The 21,932-nt window shown below is 68.5% G+C and carries 21 protein-coding genes; 10 read left to right on the forward strand and 11 right to left on the reverse strand.

Features of this window, described 5'->3' with window-relative positions:
• Nucleotides 1–97 precede the first annotated feature (97 nt).
• A complete protein-coding gene (locus ACODTB_RS14930) occupies nucleotides 98–1,024 on the reverse strand; it encodes a response regulator (protein ID WP_488929445.1) in 927 nt (308 codons plus the stop codon).
• Entirely contained in the window at nucleotides 1,008–4,433 is a 3,426-nt protein-coding gene (locus ACODTB_RS14935; RefSeq protein ID WP_488929446.1) for a hybrid sensor histidine kinase/response regulator, read from the reverse strand. Before ACODTB_RS14935 ends, ACODTB_RS14930 begins: the two co-directional genes overlap by 17 nt.
• A 148-nt stretch (nucleotides 4,434–4,581) precedes the next feature.
• Between ACODTB_RS14935 and urtA the strand changes: the two genes are divergently transcribed.
• From urtA to ACODTB_RS14970, 7 genes are all read left to right on the forward strand, one after another.
• Nucleotides 4,582–5,859, forward strand: coding sequence for an urea ABC transporter substrate-binding protein (urtA, locus tag ACODTB_RS14940; protein ID WP_291120336.1), 1,278 nt, complete (start codon nucleotides 4,582–4,584; stop codon nucleotides 5,857–5,859).
• Nucleotides 5,860–5,972: 113 nt separating this feature from the next.
• Entirely contained in the window at nucleotides 5,973–6,887 is a 915-nt protein-coding gene (gene urtB / locus ACODTB_RS14945) for an urea ABC transporter permease subunit UrtB (protein ID WP_291120339.1), read from the forward strand.
• A gap of 24 nt (nucleotides 6,888–6,911) precedes the next feature.
• Entirely contained in the window at nucleotides 6,912–8,120 is a 1,209-nt protein-coding gene (gene urtC, locus ACODTB_RS14950; protein WP_291120342.1) for an urea ABC transporter permease subunit UrtC, read from the forward strand.
• 19 nt (nucleotides 8,121–8,139) lie between these two features.
• Nucleotides 8,140–8,883 (forward strand): urea ABC transporter ATP-binding protein UrtD, encoded by a 744-nt coding sequence (gene urtD / locus ACODTB_RS14955; protein ID WP_291120345.1) that lies wholly within the window; start codon nucleotides 8,140–8,142, stop codon nucleotides 8,881–8,883.
• Between the two features lie 13 nt (nucleotides 8,884–8,896).
• On the forward strand, nucleotides 8,897–9,586 hold the full coding sequence (gene urtE, locus ACODTB_RS14960) for an urea ABC transporter ATP-binding subunit UrtE (RefSeq protein WP_291120348.1): 690 nt from the start codon (nucleotides 8,897–8,899) through the stop codon (nucleotides 9,584–9,586).
• Nucleotides 9,587–9,627: 41 nt separating this feature from the next.
• Nucleotides 9,628–10,854 carry a formamidase gene (gene fmdA, locus ACODTB_RS14965; RefSeq protein WP_291120350.1) on the forward strand — a complete coding sequence of 409 codons (1,227 nt, stop codon included), beginning with the start codon at nucleotides 9,628–9,630 and terminating at the stop codon, nucleotides 10,852–10,854.
• A gap of 113 nt (nucleotides 10,855–10,967) precedes the next feature.
• The gene (locus ACODTB_RS14970; protein WP_291120353.1) at nucleotides 10,968–11,312 is read left to right on the forward strand and encodes an FmdB family zinc ribbon protein; all 345 of its coding nucleotides are present in this window, start codon (nucleotides 10,968–10,970) and stop codon (nucleotides 11,310–11,312) included.
• On the opposite strand, the gene ACODTB_RS14975 is transcribed toward ACODTB_RS14970, so the two are convergent.
• Nucleotides 11,302–12,984: an FAD-dependent oxidoreductase gene (locus ACODTB_RS14975; protein WP_291120355.1), complete on the reverse strand. Its 1,683-nt coding sequence runs from the start codon at nucleotides 12,982–12,984 to the stop codon at nucleotides 11,302–11,304. The two genes, ACODTB_RS14970 and ACODTB_RS14975, sit on opposite strands and share 11 nt — an antisense overlap.
• Before the next feature lie 4 nt (nucleotides 12,985–12,988).
• Nucleotides 12,989–14,008, reverse strand: coding sequence for a Bug family tripartite tricarboxylate transporter substrate binding protein (locus tag ACODTB_RS14980; protein ID WP_488929447.1), 1,020 nt, complete (start codon nucleotides 14,006–14,008; stop codon nucleotides 12,989–12,991).
• A 100-nt stretch (nucleotides 14,009–14,108) separates the two neighbouring features.
• On the opposite strand from ACODTB_RS14980, the gene ACODTB_RS14985 reads away from it, so the two are divergent.
• Nucleotides 14,109–15,020, forward strand: a complete 912-nt coding sequence (locus tag ACODTB_RS14985) for a LysR family transcriptional regulator (protein ID WP_291120361.1) — start codon at nucleotides 14,109–14,111, stop codon at nucleotides 15,018–15,020.
• Nucleotides 15,021–15,026: 6 nt separating this feature from the next.
• On the opposite strand, the gene ACODTB_RS14990 is transcribed toward ACODTB_RS14985, so the two are convergent.
• Entirely contained in the window at nucleotides 15,027–15,503 is a 477-nt protein-coding gene (locus tag ACODTB_RS14990) for a hypothetical protein (RefSeq protein ID WP_291120364.1), read from the reverse strand.
• Between the two features lie 190 nt (nucleotides 15,504–15,693).
• On the opposite strand from ACODTB_RS14990, the gene ACODTB_RS14995 reads away from it, so the two are divergent.
• The gene (locus tag ACODTB_RS14995; RefSeq protein ID WP_291120365.1) at nucleotides 15,694–15,942 is read left to right on the forward strand and encodes a PsiF family protein; all 249 of its coding nucleotides are present in this window, start codon (nucleotides 15,694–15,696) and stop codon (nucleotides 15,940–15,942) included.
• A gap of 14 nt (nucleotides 15,943–15,956) precedes the next feature.
• On the opposite strand, the gene ACODTB_RS15000 is transcribed toward ACODTB_RS14995, so the two are convergent.
• A complete protein-coding gene (locus tag ACODTB_RS15000) occupies nucleotides 15,957–16,562 on the reverse strand; it encodes a hypothetical protein (RefSeq protein ID WP_291120368.1) in 606 nt (201 codons plus the stop codon).
• Between the two features lie 98 nt (nucleotides 16,563–16,660).
• Between ACODTB_RS15000 and ACODTB_RS15005 the strand changes: the two genes are divergently transcribed.
• Nucleotides 16,661–16,885, forward strand: a complete 225-nt coding sequence (locus ACODTB_RS15005; protein WP_291120370.1) for a hypothetical protein — start codon at nucleotides 16,661–16,663, stop codon at nucleotides 16,883–16,885.
• A 28-nt stretch (nucleotides 16,886–16,913) separates the two neighbouring features.
• Here ACODTB_RS15005 and ACODTB_RS15010 read toward each other — a convergent pair whose 3' ends face one another.
• The 5 genes from ACODTB_RS15010 to ACODTB_RS15030 all read right to left on the reverse strand — a co-directional run bounded on the left by ACODTB_RS15010 (nucleotide 16,914) and on the right by ACODTB_RS15030 (nucleotide 21,927).
• Nucleotides 16,914–17,198: a c-type cytochrome gene (locus ACODTB_RS15010; protein ID WP_291120374.1), complete on the reverse strand. Its 285-nt coding sequence runs from the start codon at nucleotides 17,196–17,198 to the stop codon at nucleotides 16,914–16,916.
• Nucleotides 17,199–17,350: 152 nt separating this feature from the next.
• Nucleotides 17,351–18,625, reverse strand: a complete 1,275-nt coding sequence (locus tag ACODTB_RS15015; RefSeq protein WP_291120377.1) for a PQQ-dependent sugar dehydrogenase — start codon at nucleotides 18,623–18,625, stop codon at nucleotides 17,351–17,353.
• 133 nt (nucleotides 18,626–18,758) lie between these two features.
• A complete protein-coding gene (locus tag ACODTB_RS15020) occupies nucleotides 18,759–19,154 on the reverse strand; it encodes a RidA family protein (protein WP_291120380.1) in 396 nt (131 codons plus the stop codon).
• Nucleotides 19,151–20,818: a benzoate-CoA ligase family protein gene (locus ACODTB_RS15025; RefSeq protein ID WP_291120383.1), complete on the reverse strand. Its 1,668-nt coding sequence runs from the start codon at nucleotides 20,816–20,818 to the stop codon at nucleotides 19,151–19,153. Before ACODTB_RS15025 ends, ACODTB_RS15020 begins: the two co-directional genes overlap by 4 nt.
• On the reverse strand, nucleotides 20,815–21,927 hold the full coding sequence (locus tag ACODTB_RS15030; protein WP_291120409.1) for an acyl-CoA dehydrogenase family protein: 1,113 nt from the start codon (nucleotides 21,925–21,927) through the stop codon (nucleotides 20,815–20,817). The genes ACODTB_RS15025 and ACODTB_RS15030 overlap by 4 nt, the downstream gene beginning before the upstream one ends.
• Between the last annotated feature and the right edge of the window lie 5 nt (nucleotides 21,928–21,932).

Here is a 21,932-nt window from a genome sequence, read left to right on the forward strand (position 1 = left end):
GATCCGGGTTGTTTCGGCCATAGTGTCGGTCAGTTCCCGCGCCCCGGGCGGACCGGGGCCGGCCCGTACGGCCTGTGGCCAACCCTGACCGCTGCGCTCAGTCCTGCGGCAGCAACCGCCCCGCGATCGCCGCGGCGGCCGAGCGCGTCTCCACGCCGAGTTTTTCGAACACGTGCTCCAGGTGCTTGTTCACCGTGCGGTGGCTCATGCCCAGGATGTCGGCGATGTCGCGGTTGGTCTTGCCTTTGGCCAGCCACGACAGCACCTCCGTCTCGCGCGGCGTGAGCGCAATGTCGCGCAGGCGCTGCGCGGCGTCGCTGTCGGGCGGCGTGAGCGTGAGCAGCAGCATGGCTTCGCCCAGGTTGCCCTGGCCCATGTGGCGCGCCAGCAGGCGGCCGTGGCGCCCGAGGTCGCGCGTCGTCTCGCGCTGGTTCAGCGAGGCGCCCAGCCATTCGCGCGCGCGCTGGCCGGCGGCGGCGTCCTGGCCGAAGGCCAGCGCCAGCCAGGCGGTGGCCTGCGGCGAGCGCCAGGCCAGGCGGCCCTGCGTGTCCAGCACCACGGTGCCCATGCCGGCCACGTCCACCGCTTCCTGCGCCAGCCGGGTCACGCGCGCGTTGCGCACGTGGGTGGCCAGGCGCGCCATCACCTCGGGGATGCGCAGCGGCTTGACCACGTAGTCCACCCCGCCGCTGGCGAAGCCACGCAGGATCTGCTCGCTTTCGGACAGGCCGGTCATGAAGACGACGGGCACGTGCGACCAGGCCGGCGTGGCCTTGAGCCGCTCGCACAGCGTGAAACCGTCCATGCCGGGCATCACCGCGTCGAGCAGCACGCCGTCGGGCACGGCGACCTCGAAGCGCTCCAGGGCCTCGTCGGCGTCGCGCGCGGCGAGCACCACGTAGCCTTCGGCCACCAGCGCATCGCCCAGCATGCGCAGGGTGTCCACGGCGTCGTCCACCACCAGGATCACGGGGGGCGTGCCCGGCGGCGGCACGGGGACCATGGGGTCAGTTGTCGATGTCATCTTCCGTCAGCTCCGCGGTGTCTCTGAGGTACTCGATCAGGGTCTGGAAATCGAAGCGGTCCGCGCAGGACTGCAGCAGCGCCAGCGTGGCGGCGTGCGCGGGTTCGGCGGTCTGCGCCTGCCACAGTCGCTGGCGCAGCGCGGCGGCCTGCCCCTGGCGGGCCAGCCGCTGCAGTTCCTCGCGCAGGTCTTCGGGCAGCGGCAGGCCGGTGACGCGGTGGCGCACGAAACTCACCGGCGGGGTGGCCGGCGCCTGCTCGGTCACCCACTCCAGCGCCAGCGCCTGCTGGAGCGCGTCGAGCAGTTCCGACTCCATCATGGGCTTGGCGACGAAGCCCTGGCAGTCCAGCGCGGTCAGCTGCTCGGGCCGGTTGTCGAACAGGTTGGCCGAGACGAACACGATGGGCAGGCGGGAGGCGGGCAGCAGTTGGCGCACGGCGGCGGCGGTCTGCCAGCCATCGAGTCCGTCCATGGTGAGGTCCAGCAGCAGGCCGTGGGGCGCGTGCTGTTCGATGATCTCCAGGCATTCCTGGCCGCTGGCGGCCTCGCGCACCACGAAGCCCAGCGGCACCAGGATGCTGGCGAGCAGCTGGCGGTGCAGCGGCTGGTCGTCCACCACCAGCAGCGTGCGGCGCTCGCCGAGGTAGCCGGTGACCGCGCGCAGTGTGGAGGGGATGGGCAGCGGGTGTTTCGGGTCGGAGGGAATGGGCGGCAGGTACAGGCGCAGCGAGAAGGTGCTGCCGTGGCCGGGTCGGCTCCTGAGCAGCAGTTCGCCGCCCATCATGTCGGTGAGCAGGTGCGTGATCGTCAGGCCCAGGCCGGTGCCGGTGTCCGCCGCGCGCCGCCCGGCGCTGCCGCGCTCGAACGGCAGAAAGATGCGCTTCTGGTCCTGCGCGGCGATGCCGATGCCGGTGTCGATCACATCGATGCGCGCCACCTGCTGGCGGAAGTCCAGCCGCAGCGTGACCTCGCCCTGGTCGGTGAAGCGCACCGCGTTGCTCAGCAGGTTGATCAGGATCTGGCGCAGGCGCTTGGCGTCGGCCCGCACCCAGGCCGGCAGCTCGCCTTCCTGCTGCACCACGAAGCGCAGGCCCTTGGCCTCGGCCTGCGGGCGCACCATGCGCTCCACGTCTTCCAGCAGCTGGCCCAGCGGCAGCGGCACCGGATCGAGCTTGAGGCGGCCAGCCTCGATGCGCGCGAGGTCCAGCGAGCCGTCGATCAGCGCGTGCATGTGCTGGCCGCTGCGCTGCATGGTGGCGATGGTCTCGCGCACCCAGACCGAGATCTCGTTGTTCTTCAGCAGGATCTGCGCATAGCCCAGGATGCTGGTGAGCGGCGTGCGCAGCTCGTGCGTCATGCCGGCCACGTAGCGCGTCTTGGCCTGGCTCGCGGTCTCGGCGCGGTCGCGCGCGGACTGCAGCTCGGCATCGGTGCGCTGGTGGGCGTCGATCTCCCGCATCAGCAACTGCGTCTGCCGCTCGGACTCGTCCTGCGCCATGCGCCGGCTGTCGGTGGTCAGCACCACCCACCACGAACACACCGCCGCCAGCAGCACCAGGAAGGCATAGATCTTGAGCAAGGGCGATTGCAGGGCCTCGGCCGGCGCGTGCAGGCTCTCCTGCAGGTAGACCATGCCGATCAGGAAGGCCATGACCGCGCTCAGCGACAACCAGACCGCGAGGAACTGGCCGGCGCGGAAGTTGACCCGCACCATCACGCCCTGCGGCAGCACGGCGGTGAGGGCGGCGCGCACCTGGTCGATGGCGCGCGAGTTGGTCTTGCAGCGGTCGTGGCAGCGCGATTCGAGCGAGCAGCACAGCGAGCAGATGGGCGCCTGGTAGGCCGGGCAGCTGGCCATGTCTTCCGACTCGAACTGGTTCTCGCACACCGAGCAGCGCACCGCCTCGCCGGGCGCCCAGCCGCCCGAGGGCGTGCGCGCCAGGTAGTACCTGCCCTGGGTGGCCCAGGCGATCAGAGGCGAGAGCACCAGCGCCAGGCCGAGCGCGATGAAGGGCGAAAAGGCCGCCGCGTACTCGCCCATCACGCCCGCGTAGGCCAGGCTCGCCACCAGCGCCGCGATGATCATGGAACCCATGCCCACCGGGTTGAAGTCGTACAGGTGGGCGCGGCGGAACTCGATGCCCTTGGGGCTCAGGCCCAAGGGCTTGTTGATGATGAGGTCGGCCACCAGCGCGCCCACCCAGGCGATCGCCACGTTGCTGTAGACGCCCAGCACCTTCTCGATGCCGGCGAACACGCCCAGCAGCATCAGCAGCGTGGCGATGCAGACGTTGAACACCAGCCAGACCACGCGGCCGGGGTGGCTGTGCGTGACGCGCGCGAAGAAGTTGGACCAGGCCAGCGAGCCGGCGTAGGCATTCGTCACGTTGATCTTGACCTGCGCCAGGATCACGAACACCACCGTCATCACCACCGCCAGCCCGGGGTGGCCCACGGCCTCGGTGAAGCCCGCCAGGAACATCTGCGTGGGCTCGGTGGTGCGCTCGGGGTTCACCTCGAACTGCATGGCGGCGAACGCGAGGAAGGCGCCGCCCACCATCTTGAGCATGCCCATGACGATCCAGCCCGGGCCGGGGATCAGCACCGCGGCCCACCAGCGCCAGCGGTTCTCGCGCTTGCGCTCGGGCATGAAGCGCAGGAAATCGACCTGCTCGCCGATCTGCACCACCAGCGAGAAGATGACGGCCGCCGCCGCGCCGAACATCAGAGGGTGGAACTCGCTGCTGCCCGAGCGGATGCCGGTGAGGCTGGTGAAGTCGCGGTAGAGCTGGGGCTGCGAGAGCCCGATCCACACGAAGGGCAGCACCAGCAGGAACAGGTAGAGCGGCTGCGTCCAGGCCTGCAGCCTGGAGATGAGGGTGATGCCCCGGATCACCAGCGGAATGATGACCACCGCCGAGATCAGGTAACACCAGGCCAGCGGCCAGTCGGTCGCCATCTGCAGGGCCAGCGCCATGATCACCGCCTCGATGGCGAAGAAGATGAAGGTGAACACCGCGTAGATCAGCGAGGTGATGGTCGAGCCCAGGTAGCCGAAGCCGGCGCCCCGGGTGAGCAGGTCCATGTCCAGCCCGTAGCGGGCCGCGCAATAGGCGATCGGCAGGCTGGTGAAGAAGATCACCAGCCCCACCACCAGGATGGCCCACATGGCGTTGGCGAAGCCGTAGTTGACCGCGATCGCGCCGCCGATGGCCTCCAGCGCCAGGAAGGACAGCGAGCCGAAGGCGGTGTGCCCCACCCGCCACTCGCTCCATTTGCGGAAGCTGCGCGGCGTGTAGCGCAGGGCGTAGTCCTCCATGGTCTCGTCGGCCACCCACGAGTTGTATTCCCGGCGGAAGCGGAAGATTTTCTGCGTGGCAACGGGGTGGGCGGGCTCGGGCGAGGGCATGCCCGGGACGCTAGCAAGAACCGGCCCTACCCACCAGACGGGGCCTCTACGTTATTTGACGTATGGGCCGGATCAAGGGGTTTCCCTAGTCTTCACCCCAGTCGGCACACCGCCGGTTCCACCGCCCCAAACGTCCCAGGAGTCCTCCATGAAACACCTCTCCGATCCGAACGCCCAGTCGCCCGAGACCCTTGAAACCCCGGAAGCCAGCCGCCGCCGTGTGCTGCAGATGCTGGGCGTCGCCGGCCTGGCCGGCCTGCCGGCCTGGAGCTTCGGCCAGCCCACGGCCTCGGTGAACACCACCAAGCTGGCCGTGACCGACACCGAAGTCACCGTGGGTCAGCTGCACTCGTCCACCGGCACCATGGCGATCTCGGAAACGGGCTCCATCCAGGCCGAGCAGCTCGCCATCGACGAGATCAACGCCATGGGCGGCATCCTGGGCCGCAAGATCAAGGTGATCAAGGAAGACGGCGCCTCCGACTGGCCGACCTTCGCCGAGAAGTCCAAGAAGCTGCTGATCAACGACCGCTGCGCCGCCGTGTTCGGCTGCTGGACCTCGGCCTCGCGCAAGGCCGTGCTGCCGGTGTTCGAGAAGGAAAACGGCCTGCTGTACTACCCCACCTTCTACGAAGGCCTGGAGCAGTCCAAGAACGTGATCTACACCGGCCAGGAAGCCACGCAGCAGATTCTCTATAGCCTGGACTGGGCGCAGAAGGAGAAGAAAGCCAAGACCTTCTTCCTGATCGGTTCCGACTACATCTGGCCGCGCACCTCGATGAAGATCGCGCGCAAGCACATCGAGAACTTCCAGAAGGGCAAGGTCGTCGGCGAGGAGTACTACCCGCTGGGCAGCACCAACTTCGGCTCGCTGATGAACAAGATCAAGCTGCAGAAGCCCGACTGCATCTTCTGCGCGGTGGTGGGTGGCTCCAACGTGGCCTTCTACAAGGCGCTCAAGGCCGCGGGCATCACCGGCGACAAGCAGCTGCTGGTCACGCTGTCGGTGACCGAGGACGAGATGACCGGCGTGGGCGGCGAGAACTTCGCCGGCTTCTACTCGTCGATGAAGTACTTCCAGACGCTGGACAACGCGAACAACAAGAAGTTCGTGGCCGCCTTCAAGGCCAAGTACGGCAAGGACGCGGTGATCGGCGACGTGACGCAGGCCGGCTACCTCGGCCCCTGGCTGTGGAAGGCCGCGGTCGAGAAGGCCAAGAGCTTCGACGTGGACAAGGTGGTGGCGGCCTCGCGCACCGGCATCGAGCTCACCACGGCGCCCGAGGGCTACGTCAAGCTCGACCCGAACCACCACCTGTGGAGCAAGTCGCGCATCGCCATGGGCATGCCGGACGCGACCTTCAAGGTGGTCGCCGAGTCGCCCGAGCTGATCAAACCCGACCCATTCCCCAAGGGTTATCAGTGACCCACCCCCGCCACGGCGCACCTGCGCCGTGACCCCCTCAAGGGGGCAACGCCTGCGGGCCGGCGGAGCCGGACCCGCGGCGTTCTGGATGAACTTTGCCCTGGAGATCTGTCATGAGTTTCAACGACCTGCTCAACATCGGCCTGATGCAGGGCTTCGCCGGCCTCAGCCTGTTCGCGGTGCTGCTGCTCATGGGGCTGGGCCTGGCCATCATCTTCGGGCAGATGGGCGTGATCAACATGGCGCATGGCGAGTTCATGACCATCGGCGCCTACACCGTCTTCCTGGGCTCGACGCTGGCCAATGAGATCAGCCCCGGCGCGGTGGCGGCGTACTTTCCGTTCGCCATCGTGGCCGCTTTCTTCTTCGCCTTCATCGCGGGCTGGCTGGTGGAGTGGGCGCTGATCCGCCACCTGTACAAGCGCCCGCTGGACACACTGCTGGCCACCTGGGGCATCAGCCTGGCGCTGCAGCAGTGCTTCCGCACCTTCATCGGCCCCAAGGAAGTGAGCCCCACGCTGCCCGACTGGCTGCTGGGTTCCTGGGCGCCGGCCGAGGGGCTGGACATTCCCATCAACGGCATGTTCGTGCTGGCCCTGGCCATCGTGGTCACCGCCGGCGTGCTGGTCGCGCTGCACAAGAGCCGCTGGGGCCTGCGGGTGCGCGCCACGGTGAGCAACCGCGTGATGGCCAACGCCATCGGCATCGACACCAGGAAGACCGACCGCCTGACCTTCGCCATTGGCTGCGGCATCGCCGGCGTGGCCGGCGCGGCCTTCACCACCATCGGCTCCACCGGCCCCACCTCGGGTTCGCTCTACATCGTCGACGCCTTCCTGGTCGTCACCTTCGGCGGCGCGGCCAGCCTGCTGGGCACGGTGGTCTCGGCCTTCGGCATCGCCCAGACGCAGTCCATCACCGAGTTCTTCATGGCCGGCTCGATGGCCAAGATGCTCACGCTGTCGCTGATCGTCGTGATCCTGATGCTGCGGCCGCAGGGCCTCTTCGCCAGCAAGGTCCGCCGCTGATTCTTCTGTCTCCCGGAGTACGTCATGAACGCCCTGAAAGCCTGGATCACCCGCTACCAGCTCGCCAGCCTGGTGCTGCTCACCGTGCTGCTCGCGGTGGTGCTGCCGCTCAGCCTCGACATCTTCCGCCTCAACCTGGTCGGCAAGTACCTCACCTACGCCTTCGTGGCCATCGGCCTGGTGATGCTGTGGGGCTACGGCGGCGTGCTCAGCCTGGGGCAGGGCGTGTTCTTCGGCCTCGGTGGCTACGCCATGGCGATGTTCCTCAAGCTGGAGGCCTCCGACCCGGAAGCGACCAAGATCCAGTCCACCCCCGGCATCCCCGATTTCATGGACTGGAACCAGCTCACCGAGCTGCCCTCGTTCTGGGTGCCGTTCAAGAGCTTCCCGTTCGCGCTGGCCGCCGTCATCGTGGTGCCCACGCTGCTGGCCTGGCTCATCAGCTTCGCCATGTTCAAGCGGCGCGTGGGCGGCGTGTACTTCGCCATCATCACGCAGGCCGTGGCGCTGATCCTCACGGTGCTCATCATCGGCCAGCAGGGCTACACCGGCGGCGTCAACGGCATGACCGACCTCAAGACCCTGCTGGGCTGGGACACGCGCACCGACAGCGCCAAATACATCCTGTACTACGTCTGCGTGGGCCTGCTGGTGCTGTCCATCGTGGTCTGCCGATGGATCCAGACCAGCAAGCTCGGCACCCTGCTGCTGGCCATGCGCGACAAGGAAGACCGCGTGCGCTTCTCGGGCTACGACGTGGCCGACTTCCGCATCTTCGTGTTCTGTCTGGCCGCCGCGTTCTCGGGCATCGGCGGTGCGCTGTTCACGCTGCAGGTGGGCTTCATGTCGCCCAGCTTCGTGGGCATCGTGCCTTCGATCGAGATGGTGATCTACGCCGCGGTGGGCGGTCGCATGAGCCTGGTGGGGGCGGTGTACGGCGCGCTGCTGGTCAATGCCGGCAAGACCTTCTTCTCCGAGAGCTTCCCCGACCTCTGGCTGTTCCTCATGGCCGGCCTGTTCATCGGTGTGACCATGGCCTTCCCGATGGGGCTGGCCGGGCTGTGGGAAAGCAGGATCGTGCCCTGGTGGAAGTCGCGCCAGGCCGCCCTGCGCGAGGCCTCGGCCGCGCGGCCCCAGCCGCCTTCGCCGCCGCCGCACGCGCCCATGGCCAAGACCAACCCGCCCGCCGTGGATGTGGCGCTGCCCGAAGGCACCCGCAGCCAGGGCGTGTGAGCCAACGGAGAACCCCACCATGAGCAACACCGACTTCGCCCTCTCCGTGGAAGACCTGACGGTCTCCTTCGACGGCTTCAAGGCCATCGACGCCCTCACGCTTTACGTGGACAAGAACGAGCTGCGCGTGATCATCGGCCCCAACGGCGCGGGCAAGACCACGCTGCTGGACCTGATCTGCGGCAAGACCAAGGCCAGCGCGGGCAGCATCAAGTTCAAGAACGAGGAAATCATCCAGGTGCCCGAGCACAAGCGGGTGCGCAAGGGCATCGGCCGCAAGTTCCAGACGCCGTCGATCTACGAGAACCTCTCGGTGTTCCAGAACCTGGAGGTGTCCTTCCCCTCCGGCCGTTCGGTCTGGGGGGCGTTGGCCTTCACCGCCACCGAGGAGATCCAGGCCCGCGTGAAGGCGGTGGCCGAGGACATCGGTCTGGGCGACAAGCTGGAGACCGAGGCTGGTCTGCTCTCGCACGGGCAGAAGCAGTGGCTGGAGATCGGCATGCTGCTGATGCAGGAGCCTGAGCTGCTGATGCTGGACGAGCCCATCGCCGGCATGAGCGCGCGCGAGCGCGATTTGACGGCCGAGCTGCTGCAGCGCATCTGCCAGAACCGCGCCGTGATCGTGATCGAGCACGACATGGACTTCGTCAAGAAGATCGCGCACAAGGTCACCGTCATGCACCAGGGAAAGATCCTGGCCGAAGGGCCCATGGATCAGGTGCAGGCCGATCCGAAAGTGATCGACGTGTACCTCGGCCATTGAAGGAATCACCACCATGCTGAAAGTCAAGGACCTCGTCGTCGCCTATGGTCAGAGCCAGGCGCTGCACGGCATTTCGTTCGAAGGCCGCGAGAACGAAACCGTGGCCATCATGGGCCGCAACGGCATGGGCAAGACCACGCTGTTCAAGAGCCTGATCGGCGTGCTGCCGATCAAGAGTGGCCACATTTCGGTGGCCGGCCAGGAGGTCTCGCAGCTGGAGAGCTTCCAGCGCGTGGCCAAGGGCATCGCCTACGTGCCGCAGGGCCGCATGATCTTCCCCACGCTCACGGTGGAAGAGAACATCCAGACCGGCCTGGAGAACGCCAGGGACAAGACCATCCCCGAAGAGATCTACGCGCTGTTCCCGGTGCTGTGGGACATGCGCCGGCGCAAGGGCGGCAACCTCTCGGGCGGCCAGCAGCAGCAGCTGGCGATCGCGCGCGCGCTCGTCACCAACCCCAAGGTGCTGCTGCTCGACGAGCCCACCGAGGGCATCCAGCCGTCCATCATCAAGGACATCGCCAAGGCGCTCAACGAGATCCGCAAGATGCGCAAGATCACCATCGTGGTCTCCGAGCAGGTGCTCTCGTTCGCCATGGACGTGGCCGACCGCCTGTTCGTCATCGAGGGCGGCCGCCTGGTGCACGAGACCGATCGCGCCGACACCGACCAGCAGCGCATCAAGTCCTACCTCTCCGTCTGATCTCTCCCCTCTCTTTTCCCGCCCACCCAAGGAGCCAAGCCATGCCCGAGACCCTCATCAAAGTCGACCTGAACGCCCCCGCACCGTCCAACGAGATGGTGCACAACCGCTGGCACCCGGACATTCCCATGGCCTGCTGGGTCAACCCGGGCGACGACTTCGTGCTCGAGACCTACGACTGGACCGGTGGCTTCATCCAGAACAACGACAGCGCCGACGACGTGCGCGACATCGACCTCACCACGGTGCACTACCTCAGCGGCCCGGTGGGTGTGAAGGGCGCCCAGCCGGGCGACCTGCTGGTGGTCGAGCTGCTCGACATCGGCGCCAAGGACGACAGCCTGTGGGGCTTCAACGGCTTCTTCAGCAAGAAGAACGGCGGCGGCTTCCTCACCGAGCACTTTCCGCAGGCGCAGAAATCCATCTGGGACTTTCACGGCATGTTCACCACCTCGCGCCACGTGCCGGGCGTGAAGTACGCCGGCCTGATCCACCCGGGGCTGATCGGCTGCCTGCCCGACCCCAAGATGCTGGAGACCTGGAACACGCGCGAGCAGGCGCTGATCGATTCCGACCCGGCCACCAGCGGCCTGGCCAACCCACCCTTCGCGGGCACCGCGCACATGGGCAAGCTCACCGGTGACGCCAAGGCCAAGGCGGCGGCCACCGGCGCGCGCACCGTGCCGCCGCGCGAACACGGCGGCAACTGCGACATCAAGGACCTCTCGCGCGGCTCCAAGGTGTTCTTCCCGGTGTACGTGGACGGCGCGGGCCTCTCGGTGGGCGACCTGCACTTCAGCCAGGGCGACGGCGAAATCACCTTCTGCGGCGCCATCGAAATGGCCGGCTGGGTGCACATGAAGGTGTCCATCATCAAGGACGGCATGGCCAAGTACGGCATCAAGAACCCGATCTTCAAGCCCAGCCCGATCACGCCGACCTACAACGACTACGTGATCTTCGAGGGCATCAGCGTGGACGAGAGCGGCAAGCAGTACTACCTGGACGTGAACGTGGCCTACCGCCAGGCCTGCCTGAACGCCATCGAGTACCTGAAGAAGTTCGGCTACTCGGGCGCGCAGGCCTACTCCATCCTCGGCACCGCACCGGTGCAGGGCCACATCAGCGGCGTGGTGGACGTGCCCAACGCCTGCGCCACGCTGTGGCTGCCCACGCAGATCTTCGACTTCGACATCAACCCCAACGCGAACGGCCCGATCAGGCACCTCGACGGCTCGGTGGTGATGCCGCTCTCCCCGGACCTGTAAGACGACACCCCCGCGCCGCTTCGCGTCACCCCCTCAAGGGGGCCACACCAACGGCCCGGCAAAGCCGGTTCCGTGGTGTGTGCTGGAGAAGGCACGTCAACTCTGGAGCTGTTATGCCAACCTACGACTACGACTGCCCGTCCTGCGGTGGCTTCGATGCGTTCCGCTCCTTGAGCGAGCGCAACGAGCCCGCCTGCTGCCCGGACTGCGGCACCGCTTCGGCGCGCGTCTTCGTGAGCGCGCCGCGCCTGGCGCTCATGGACGGCGGCGCGCGCACCGCCATCGGCATCAACGAACGCGCCCGGCACGAGCCCAAGATGTCGCGCGACTACCAGCGGCTCAAGCACCCGGCCGGCTGCGGCTGCTGCAGCACCGCCGGGCGCAGCAAGGCGACCGTGACCGCACCCAATGGCGCCAAGGCTTTCCCGTCAAAGCGCCCCTGGATGATCAGCCACTGACCGCCTCGGGCACCCGCGCATGGGCGCGGCCGCACAGGCGGTCGACCAGCGCGCCGGTGTCCTCGGGCAGCCGCTCGCCGCGCCACGCCACGTGCTGGTCGGTGCGGCACAGCACCAGCGGGTGGCGGTAGCCGTCGGGCAACTGCGCGGCCACCACGTCGATCACCGTGAGCGGCATGCCCGCCTGCCGCGCCGCCCGCAGCAGCGGCTCGATGTCGACCGCGCGGTGGCTGCGCAACAGCGTGTAGCCCGGGCCGAAGGCGTCGTACACCGAGCGGCCGTCCTCCAGCCAGAAGTGGGGGGCGCGACAGCCGGGCACGGTGGACGCGGTGAAGCTGCCCATGGCGTAGGGCGGTGGCGCCTCGCCATCGGACACGATCAGCGGCGAGTCCGCGTAGAAGTAGCCGAAGTTCAGGCCGGCGCAGCAGAACTGCTGCACGTTGAGTTCGTAGGCTTCCTGTCCCAGCCTGGCGCGCAAGGCTTCCCCGTGCGGGCCGGGGGCTTCGATGTCGGGTGGCACGGCGCTGCGCGCGCGGATCATCTTCTGCGCGTGGTCCATGGCGAAGCGCGACACCTGTTCCGTGATCGGCTGGCGTTCGAGCGCATAGGCGTCCAGCACCGGCTCGTCGGCCCAGCCCTGCAGCCGGGCGCCCAGCAGCCACCCCAGGTTGATGGCGTCGGCAATGCCGGCGTTCATGCCGTAGCCCGCGTACGGCACCCACAGGTGCGCGGCGTCGCCGGCGAGGAAGACGCGGCCCTGCCGGAACTGGTCCGCCACCAGGCGCCGGCCCACCCAGTCTTCCTTGCTGATCACTTCGTATTCGAAGTCGGGCCCCACGCCCAGAATCTCCCGGATCGAATGGTCGCGGTCGATGGACTCGAAGTCCGGCTCGTCGGGGTTGAGGTGGTTGTGCACCAGCCAGCGCTCCTGCCCATCGATGGCGAAGACCGTGCCGCAGCGGCGCGGGTTGACCGCGTAACACGACCACGCCGGCGCACCGGGCACGCGCTCGCGCAGGCCCGGGGCCCGGATGTAGGTCGATTGCACGCGCTGGATCACGGGCGTGCCTTCGAGCTTCGCGCCCATGGCCTTGCGCACCGTCGAACTGCCGCCGTCGCAACCGACCAGGTAGCTGCAGCGGATCTCGAACCGGTGGCCGTCCTCCAGTCGAAGGGCCGAGGCCACCACGCCGTCGGCGTCCTGGGTGAAGCCGGTGATCTGCGTGCGGTCGAGCAGCGACACGCCGGGCAGGGCCGCCGCATGCTCCAGCAGGATCGGCTCCAGGTAGATCTGGTTGATGCGGTGCGGGGGCTCCGGCGTGGGCCACCAGGTGTCCGGCCCTCCTTCGGCGGAGAAGCGGTCGCGCCGGCAGGGGATGGGAATGCGCGTCAGCTCCTGGCCGGTGAAGGAGGTGCGGAACACGACATCGTTCGGGTAGTCCTCGGGCAGGCCCGCCTGGCGCACCTTCTGCGCCACGCCCAGCCGGCGGAACTGCTCCATGGTGCGGGCCGCCACGTGGTTGCATTTCACGCTCGGCGGCTCGCCGCGGCGGCGGGTTTCAGCGATCAGGACGCTCACGCCACGCGTGGCGAGGTCCATGGCCAGGGTCAGGCCCACCGGGCCTGCGCCCACGATGAGCACGTCGGCGGTGAAAGTCTGCTGCTGGTTCATCAGGTCAGTCGAGCTTGATGCGGGCGGTGCGGATCACCGTGGCCCACTTGGTGGTTTCGGAGGCGATGTAGCTGGCGAATTGCGCGGGTGTGCCCGGTGCCGCGGCCACGCCCATGGCGTTCATGCTGGCGCGCGTCTGTTCGTCCCGCAGGCCGGCATTGATCTCGGCGTTCAGGCGCGAGACGATGGCGTCCGGGGTGCCGGCCGGCGCCACGATGCCGAACCAGCCGGTCGAGTCGTAGCCCGGCAGGCCGGCCTCGGCCATCGTCGGCACCTCGGGCAGGGTGGGCACGCGCTGGGTGCCGGTCACGGCATAGGCGATCAGCTTGCCCGCCTGGATCTGTTGCAGCGACGCCGGCAGGTCCACGATGGCCAGCGGCACCTGGCCGCCGAGGGTGTCCAGCGCCGCCGGGCCGGAACCGCGGTAGGCGACCTCCACCAGCTTGATGCCGGCCATCTGCATGAAGAGGGCGCTCGACAGGTGCATGGCGGTGCCGTTGCCGCCGTGCGCGATCGACAGCTTGTCGGGCGCGGACTTGGCGCGCTCGATCAGCGCCTTCAGCGAGCGCTGCTCCACCGAGGGGTGGCCGACGAGCACGAACGGGATGCCCGCCAGCATGGCCACGGGCTTCAGGTCGCGCTGCACGTCGAAAGGCATCTGCTCGTACAGGCTCACGTTGGCCGACAGCGCACCGGCGGCACCCAGGCCCAGCGTGTAGCCGTCGTTGGGCGCCTTGGCCACCAGCGACATGCCGACGTTGCCGCCCGCACCCGGCCGGTTGTCGACGATCACGGGCTGGCCGAGTTTTTCGCTCAGCCTGGGCACCAGCAGGCGGAAGACCGCGTCGGCGCTGCCGCCGGGTGGGAACGTCACCACCACGCGGATCGGCTTGTTGGGGTAGTCCGACGCGCCCTGGGCGCGCGCGAGGCCGGCGGCCGACACACCGGCCGCGGTCATGGCGGCTAGTGCCGTGCGGCGGGTGATTCCGGTGGGCCCGCCGGTGGCGGTCGATGCTTCATTCATGCGCTTGTCTCCATTTTTTGTGGTGGCGGGAAGTGGCATTGAACGCTGTCTTTATTCATTCGTAAATCAATAAATTCAGCATCAAATATGATGTTTGCTGATGAATTCCAACTTCAACCCGACGATCCGTCAGCTGCGCGCCTTCGTGCAGGTGCACCACCTGCGCAAGCTCAGCGCTGCGGCGGAAAAACTGTTCGTCACCCAGTCGGCGGTCAGCATGCTGCTGCGCCAGCTTGAGGAAGGCCTGGGCGCGCGGCTGTTCGACCGCACCACCCGGTCGCTCCAGCCCACCCCGGCGGCGACCGAAATGCTGCCCATGGCCGAGCGCATCCTGCGCGACGTGGATGCGCTGTCGGCAGGTTTCCGGGACCTGGCGCAGCTCGAGCGGGGCCGCATCAGCGTGGCCATCACGCCCACGCTGGCCTCCTTCCTGCTGCCGCCAGCGATCCAGCATTTCATGCAGAAGCACCCGCATGTGCGGCTCCTGGTGGACGATTGCGCGCCCGACCAGTTCGTCTCGCGCATCCTGGGCGAACACGTGGATTTCGGGATCGGCACGCCGGAGCGGCCCGGTGCCGAGATCGATGTGGAGACCCTGCTGCGCGACCACCTTGCGCTCGTGTGTCTGACAACGCACCCCCTGGCCCGGCTGCGCAGCGTGCGCTGGGCCGACCTGGCCGGGCACTCGCTGGTCACGGTGCGGCCCGGCTACGGCATCCGCTCGCTGATCGAGACCACCGCGGCGCAGGTGGGTGTGAGCCTGGAGGTGAGCAACGAGGTGTCGTTCCTGTCCACTGCGCTGTGGATGACGTCCAGCGGCATGGGCGCGGCCATCATGCCTTCGGCCTTCGCTCGCGCCGAAGGCCATCCGGATCTCGTGATCCGGCCGATTTCGGCGCCGCGCGTCTCGCGCGATGTGTCCGTGGTCACCAAGCGCGGCCGTTCTCTGTCTGCCGCCAGCGTCAGCTTCATCGACACCTTGCGCGGCACGCTCGCGCGCCATTCGCGCTGAACGGCGTCACCGGCCCGGGCTGGCTGCCAGGCGGCGCACCGGCACGGTGACGACCACGGTGCTGTGCTGGTTGCGTTCGCGCACGTCGCCGTGCGCCTCGATGCGCAGGCCCAGCTCGCCTTCGTGGTCGCGCAGTTCCTGCACCAGGCCGGCCACGGGAATGCGGCAGTTCCACGAGCCCATGTCGCGCGGGCCGCAGCTCACCTGGTCCCGCAGGCCGGAGGGTGGCTCGGACAGGCGCCGCACGTAGGGAAACACGCTGACCTGCGACAGCGGATCGGTGGCGATGAAGGTGAGCGTGAGGTGGCTGGCGCCAGTGTCCAGCCGCGTGGGTGTGACGCCGAAAAGGACGAACGGCGCATCGTTCTTCAGGTACCGGGTGACGGACGGGTGCCCGTCCAGCGTCGATCCCGCCTGTGCGAGCGTGGCCGCCAGGGCCGCAAGGGCGAGGGTGTGTGCCCGCCTCCGGTGCCGGGTTCGCATGGTGCTTGTCTCCCGTGTTGATGCGGATTCTGAGCCCGCCCCCAGCCACGTCAATGGGCGTATGCACCGAGCCCGGAGCGACTTTCACGATGGCCGCCTCAGGGTTTGTAGGGTGGTCTACCCCTGGGGGGTATTCTTGACAGCGGCACCGCCAGCGCCTTCAATGGGGCTTTCGTCCCTGGAGAACTTCATGCGCCTCGTTGTCCTGTGCTCTTTCGCCGTTGCCGCCCTGATGCCCATCGCGTCCTTTGCCGAGGGCCCCAGCTGCAACGCCGCCGCCGCCGAGAAGAAACTCGCCGGCGCGGCCAAGACCTCGTTCCTGAAGAAATGCACGCGCGACGCGGCGGCCAGCTGCGACATGGCGGCGGCGGAGAAGAAACTCGCGGGCGCCGCGAAGACCAGCTTCAACAAGAAGTGCAACCGGGACGCCGTGGGCTGATGGGCCGGCCGCCTTCAGAGGCGGATGAGTTCCTCGTAGGCCCGCTGCGTGTAGGGGGAGACCGACGCAAGCACCTGCCGGTACCCAGTCTTGTGGCTGCGCACCAGGCGCGTCGACGCGGTGCTGAACGAGCGGCAGAACCAGTGGCAGGTGTGCTGCATCAGGAACAGCTCGGCCAGGATGAGGTAGGCCTTGTCGCGCGGTGGCCGCTTGGCGTTGTTGTCGACCGCCTCGGTGATGGCGTGCGCGTGGACCATGAAAGCCGCGCGCAGGTCGAACGTGGCGCGGCGACACCAGCGGTGCGCCCAGGGCAGGGCGAAGGGCAGCTTGCTGACGCGCGTGGCAGCCGCCTCGACATCGACAAAAAAGTGAACGAACTGGGTGAACTGCCTCGCGATGGAGCGCTCGGCCCCTTCCAGCATGCTCCAGATCTGCTCCCGGCGCTCGGGATCGTCCTCCGCCAGGGCCCGCTGGTAGCCTTCGGCGAGTTTTTCCAGCATGACGTCGATCTGATAAGGGCCCAGGTGCTGGCGCAGCAGTTCGATGCGTTTTCTCTGGTCCAGTGAATTGAGGAAGGCGAGGCCGGCAAAAAAAGCCAGCACCAAGAGCAGAATTTCCATGGCCGAAACGGGGGGTGGAGAGGCCGCCAGTGTAGAGTCCCCAAACGGCGGCGGGAATGCGAGAATGATTTCCCCGTGATGCCCGCCTTTTGCCATCCATGCCCCACCACCTTCCCCTGATCATCGCCGCCGCTGCTGGGTGGGCCGCCTGCCTGACCGGCATCGCCTGGGTCATTTCCGCCTGGCTCGGCCGGTCGCTCTCCATCGCCGAGACGGTGCTGCTCGGCGGCACGCTGGGCGTGGTGGTGGCGGTGATCGTGCAGGTGCGCCTGCAGCGCCAGCGCCGCAAGCTCGACGACATGCGCGACTCCGCGCTCTGGTGAAGCCGGCGGCTCGCGCGCTGCGCCGCCTTCAGGGGGCTTCCACCCGAACCTGCAAGGACGAGTACCAGAGCGCGAGGTTGTCGATCTCGGCGTCCGTCAGCGGTTTGGCGATCACCGACATCACCTCGTTCGCACGTTTGCCGCTGCGGTAGTTCCGCAGCTGTTCCGTGAGGTAGAACAGCGGCTGCCCCGCGAGGTGGGGCACGTTGGGCTGCATCGACAGGCCCACCGGCCCGTGGCACACCGCGCACGCGGTGGCCGCGCGGGCCTTGCCCGCCTCGAGGTCGGCGGCGCTGGCGGTGCCCGCCATCATGAGGAGAGGCGCGATGCGCAGCGCACGAAGCAGCGCCCGCCAGAGGCAGCGAGGGTCCGGCTCCGCCGGCCCAAGCTGCCGTCCCCCCTCGAAGCGCCGAAGGCGCGCCACGGAGGGGGGAAGCCGCGTCAGCGGCGCAGGGGGGTGTCCCATCAATTCGCGTACGTCACGCGGTAGATCGCGCCGACGTAGTCGTCCGAGATCAGCAGCGAGCCGTCCTTCATCGGCGCCACGTCCACCGGCCGGCCCTTGTAGACCCCGTTGGCGTCCAGCCAGCCTTCGGCAAAGACCTCGGACTTGCCGGCGGTGCCGTCGGCGTTGACCGGCACGTAGTTGATCAGCGCGCCCGTGGCCTTGGTGCGGTTCCAGGAACCGTGGGCCGCCACGAACATGCCGCCCCGGTACTTGGTGGGGAACATGCTGCCGTTGTAGAACGCCATGCCCAGCTGCGCCTGGTGGGCCGGGAACTCCACCTGCGGGAACACCGCGTTGGCCGGCTCCTTCATGTCCTTGAGGTCGGGCGCGGCGGCCGAGCCGGCCACCTTGAACTTGCCGTTCCAGTAGGGGTAGCCGAAATGCTGGCCGGCAGCGGTGGAGCGGTTGAGCTCGCCGGGTGGCACCTCGTCGCCCAGCCCGTCGGTCTGGTTGTCGGTCCACCACACCGTCTTGTCCTTGGGGTTGATGTCCATGCCCACCGAGTTGCGCACGCCGCGCGCGAACACCTCGCGCCCGGAGCCGTCGAAGGGGTTCAGGCGCACGATGCCGCCGATGCCGATCTGGTCGTACAGCGCGAGCTTGCCCGCCGGCTGCACGTTGTGCGGCTGGCCAAGCGTGATGTAGAGCTTGCCGTCGTCGCTCACGCGGCACACGCGCGCGCCGTGGTTGAAGGACTCCTCTTCCTCCGGGATCAGCTTGCCCTGGCCCACCACCTCGATCACCGCCACGTCCGGCCCCTCATAGAAGAACTCGGCAGCCGGGAAGTTGAGCACGCGGTTGTGCTCGACCACGACGAGGAAGCCGTCCTTGGTCCAGCACACGCCATTGGGCACCTTGAAGTTGAGCGAGGGCGCGAAGGGCTTGACCTCGTCGGCCGTGCCGTCGCCGTTGCGGTCGGTCACGGCCCACACGCGGGTCTTGCGCGTGCCCACGAACAGCATGTTGGTGCTGGGCGCCACCGCCATGTGGCGCGCGTCGGGCACCACCGCGTACAGCTCGATCTTGAACCCCGGGGGCAGCTTCACGGACCGGAGGTTGGCACGGATCGCCTCGGCATTGCGACCCTCCTGGGGCACCGGCGGAATGTTCAGGTCGACGCCCGAAACCTTCATCTGCTTGAGCGTGGCGAGGTTGTCCTTGCCCGCCTGCGCCATCGCGCCCGTCGCCAACCCGCAGGCCAGCAATGCCATCCACAGTCGTGTGCTTTTCATGGGTCTCCTCCGAGGGGTGAATCCCGAAGGACCATCCTTCGGAACCGGCCATTCTGGAATCAAACCCGCGGCCGCACCCGGGAGCCCCCTGCGCCATCGTTGTCTTGGTGCACTGCAGCGTGCACGCCGGCGCTCAGTCCGGCACCACCGCCGTGACTTCGATCTCCACCTTGGCGCGGGCTTCCATGAGCGCGCTCACCTCCACGCAGGTCATGGCCGGGAAGTTGCGGCCCATCACCTCGCGGTAGACCTCGCCGAGTTCGCGCAGGCGCGCGTTGTACTCCACCCGGTCGATCACGTACCAGGTCATGCGCACCATGTGCTGCGGCCCGGCCTCGGCGCAGGCGAGCACGTCACGCACGTTGAGCAGGGTCTGGCGCGTCTGGGCGATGAAGTCGTCGCTCTCGAACACCTGGGCGGCGTTCCAGCCGATCTGGCCGCCCACGTAGACGTGGGTGCCGCGCGCGGCGATGCCGTTGGCGTAGCCCCTGGGTGCTGCCCAGCCGGGCGGTTGCAGGTGTTTCATCATGTCGGTTGGCTTGGATGTTGTTGGGCTTGCTGGCGCAGCGCGAAGCGCTGCAGCTTGCCGGTTTCGGTGCGCGGGAGCTGGTTCACGAAGATCACCTCGCGCGGGTATTTGTAGGGCGCCATGTTCTGCTTCACGTGCTCCTGCAGCGCCTTGACCTGCGCCGCGTCGGCGGCTTCGCCGGGCTTGAGCACCACATAGGCCAGCACGATCTGGCCGCGCTCCTCGTCGGCCTTGCCGACCACGCCACACTCGGCCACCGCCGGGTGCTGCAGCAGCGCGGCCTCCACCTCGGGGCCGGCCACGTTGTAGCCGGCGGTGATGATCATGTCGTCGGTGCGCGCCTGGTAGAAGAAGTAGCCGTCGGCGTCCTGGCGGAAGGCATCGCCGGGGAAGTTCCAGCCGCCACGCACGTACTGGGTCTGGCGCGGCTCGTCGAGGTACTTGCAGCCGGTCGGGCCGATCACGGCGAGCTTGCCGACCTCGCCCACCGGCAGCGGCCGGCCGTCGTCATCCACCACGCGCGCCTCGTAGCCCGGCACCACCTGGCCGATGGCGCCGCGGCGCACGGCCTCGGGCGGCGAGGAGATGAAGATGTGGAACATCTCGGTGGCGCCGATGCCGTCGAGCATCTCCAGCCCGCTGGCTTCCTTCCAGAGCTGGCGCGTGGCATCGGGCAGGCCCTCGCCAGCGCTCACGCTGATGCGCAGGCGGCCGATGCCGTGCTGGCGCGCGAACGCGGCCATCTGGCGGTAGAAGGTGGGCGCGGTGTAGCAGATGGTGGCGCCCACGCGGCTGATGAGCTGCACCATGGCCTCGGGCGTGTAGGGGATGGACGGGAAGTACACCGAGGCGCCGGCCCACATGGGGAAGACCAGCAGGCCGCCCAGGCCGAAGGTGAAGGCCAGGGGCGGCGAGCCCATGACGATGTCGTCCGGCGTCGCGCGCAGCACGTGGCGCGGCCAGGTCTCGCAGGCGGCAAGCACGTCGCGGTGCGTGTGCACGGCGGCCTTGGGCGTGCCGGTGGTGCCCGAGGTGAAGGCCAGCAGCGCGATGTCGGTGGCGGCGGTGGGGCAGGGCGTGCCGTGTTCGCACTGGCGCCGCGCCAGGGCTTCGAGCGAGTGCGGCGCTTCGCCTTCGGCGGTGTTGAAGGTCAGCAGCTTCATGCCCACCATGGCCGGGTCGGCGGCGAGCGCCGCCTTGAGTTCGTCCTGCAGTTTCACGTCGCACAGCGCCACCGAGGGCTGGGCCTTGGTGAGGATGGCGCCGAGCTCCTTCGCGCGCAGCAGCGGCATGGTGGCCACCGCGATCAGGCCGGCCTGCACCGTGCCCAGCCAGGCCAGCGCCATGGCCACCGAGTTGCCGCCGCGCAGCAGCACGCGGTTGCCGGGCACCAGGCCCAGCTCGACCGTGAGCGCGTTGGCGATGCGGTTCACCTCGATCTGTGCCTGGGCGTAGGTCAGGGTGCGCTCATCGCTGCGGAACAGCGGGCGATCGCCATGGCCCGCCGCGATGGCGCGCTGGAACAGCGCGTCCACGGCGTTGACCTGCGCGGGCAGTTGCAGCTCGGGCCGGTCGAAGCGCAGCTCCGGCCACTGCCCGGGCGGTGGCAGGTGGTCATGCACGAAGTGGTCGGGCTGAGCGGACGGGATGGCGATCTTGTTCATTTCAGCGCGGCTTTGCCGAGGATCAACAGCTGGACCTCGCTCGCACCTTCGTAGATGCGCAGCGAGCGGATGTCGCGGTAGAGGCTCTCTACCTTCTGGCCCACCTGCACGCCGCGCCCACCGAACATCTGCAGCGCCATGTCGATCACGCGCTGCGCGTTTTCGGTGGCGGTGAGCTTGGCGGTGGCCGCGGCCGTGGTGTAGGCCGGCGTGCCCGCGCCCTGCGTGGCGCTGCAGTCGCGCTGCCAGGCGGCGCGGTAGGTGAGCACGGCAGCGGCGTCGATCAGCGCGCTCATCTCGCCGAGCCGGGCCTGCGTGAGCTGGAAGTCGGCCAGGGTCTGGCCGAACATCCGGCGTTGCTTCGCGTGTGCCACCGCCTCGGCGAAGGCGCGCCGCGCCATGCCCAGCGCGGCGGCGGCGACCGAGGCGCGGAAGATGTCCAGCGTCTGCATGGCGAGCTTGAAGCCGCCGTGCAGCGGGCCGACCATGGCGTCGGGGCCGACGGCGCAGCCGCTGAAGCGCAGCGTGGCCAGCGGGTGCGGCGCCATCACGTGGAGGTGCTCGCTGCTGTCCAGGCCGGGTTGCCGGGCATCGACGATGAAGGCGCTGATGCCGCGCGCGCCGGCCTCGGGGTCGGTCTTCGCGAAGACGACGTAGAAGTCGGCCAGGTCGCCGTTGCTGATCCAGGTCTTGTTGCCGTCGAGCGCCCAGCCACCCGCCGCCTGCGTGGCGCGCGTGGCCATGGCGGCCACGTCGGAGCCGGCCTCGGGCTCGCTGAGCGCGAAGGCGGCGATCTTCTGGCCGGTGGCGACCGCGCTCAGGTAGCGCGCCTTCTGGGCCGGGGTGCCGGCGAGCGTGATGGCGCCGCTGCCCAGGCCCTGCATGGCAAAGGCGAAGTCGGCCAGCGGCGAATGGAAGGCCAGGGTTTCGCGCAGGATCACCAGCGAGCGCGAATCGAGCGAGGGCAGCGCGCCGCCGTGGGCCCCGGGCACGCAGTAGCGCAGCCAGCCGTCCTGGCCCAGGCGCGCCACCCAGTCCTTGCAGGCGGCTCGGTCGTCGGTTTCATCGACACCCTGCAGCGCGGCCCAGTCGGCCAGGCGTGGCGCCATCTCGC

It is taken from the genome of Hydrogenophaga sp. FG152, from assembly GCF_057809615.1.

Coding starts and splice junctions, on each gene's coding strand:
- ACODTB_RS14930 (WP_488929445.1), bottom strand. CDS start 1,024: ATGACATCGACAACTGACCCCATGGTCCCCGTGCCGCCGCCGGGCACG.
- ACODTB_RS14935 (WP_488929446.1), bottom strand. CDS start 4,433: ATGCCCTCGCCCGAGCCCGCCCACCCCGTTGCCACGCAGAAAATCTTC.
- urtA (WP_291120336.1), top strand. CDS start 4,582: ATGAAACACCTCTCCGATCCGAACGCCCAGTCGCCCGAGACCCTTGAA.
- urtB (WP_291120339.1), top strand. CDS start 5,973: ATGAGTTTCAACGACCTGCTCAACATCGGCCTGATGCAGGGCTTCGCC.
- urtC (WP_291120342.1), top strand. CDS start 6,912: ATGAACGCCCTGAAAGCCTGGATCACCCGCTACCAGCTCGCCAGCCTG.
- urtD (WP_291120345.1), top strand. CDS start 8,140: ATGAGCAACACCGACTTCGCCCTCTCCGTGGAAGACCTGACGGTCTCC.
- urtE (WP_291120348.1), top strand. CDS start 8,897: ATGCTGAAAGTCAAGGACCTCGTCGTCGCCTATGGTCAGAGCCAGGCG.
- fmdA (WP_291120350.1), top strand. CDS start 9,628: ATGCCCGAGACCCTCATCAAAGTCGACCTGAACGCCCCCGCACCGTCC.
- ACODTB_RS14970 (WP_291120353.1), top strand. CDS start 10,968: ATGCCAACCTACGACTACGACTGCCCGTCCTGCGGTGGCTTCGATGCG.
- ACODTB_RS14975 (WP_291120355.1), bottom strand. CDS start 12,984: ATGAACCAGCAGCAGACTTTCACCGCCGACGTGCTCATCGTGGGCGCA.
- ACODTB_RS14980 (WP_488929447.1), bottom strand. CDS start 14,008: ATGAATGAAGCATCGACCGCCACCGGCGGGCCCACCGGAATCACCCGC.
- ACODTB_RS14985 (WP_291120361.1), top strand. CDS start 14,109: ATGAATTCCAACTTCAACCCGACGATCCGTCAGCTGCGCGCCTTCGTG.
- ACODTB_RS14990 (WP_291120364.1), bottom strand. CDS start 15,503: ATGCGAACCCGGCACCGGAGGCGGGCACACACCCTCGCCCTTGCGGCC.
- ACODTB_RS14995 (WP_291120365.1), top strand. CDS start 15,694: ATGCGCCTCGTTGTCCTGTGCTCTTTCGCCGTTGCCGCCCTGATGCCC.
- ACODTB_RS15000 (WP_291120368.1), bottom strand. CDS start 16,562: ATGGAAATTCTGCTCTTGGTGCTGGCTTTTTTTGCCGGCCTCGCCTTC.
- ACODTB_RS15005 (WP_291120370.1), top strand. CDS start 16,661: ATGCCCCACCACCTTCCCCTGATCATCGCCGCCGCTGCTGGGTGGGCC.
- ACODTB_RS15010 (WP_291120374.1), bottom strand. CDS start 17,198: ATGATGGCGGGCACCGCCAGCGCCGCCGACCTCGAGGCGGGCAAGGCC.
- ACODTB_RS15015 (WP_291120377.1), bottom strand. CDS start 18,625: ATGAAAAGCACACGACTGTGGATGGCATTGCTGGCCTGCGGGTTGGCG.
- ACODTB_RS15020 (WP_291120380.1), bottom strand. CDS start 19,154: ATGATGAAACACCTGCAACCGCCCGGCTGGGCAGCACCCAGGGGCTAC.
- ACODTB_RS15025 (WP_291120383.1), bottom strand. CDS start 20,818: ATGAACAAGATCGCCATCCCGTCCGCTCAGCCCGACCACTTCGTGCAT.
- ACODTB_RS15030 (WP_291120409.1), bottom strand. CDS start 21,927: ATGGCGCCACGCCTGGCCGACTGGGCCGCGCTGCAGGGTGTCGATGAA.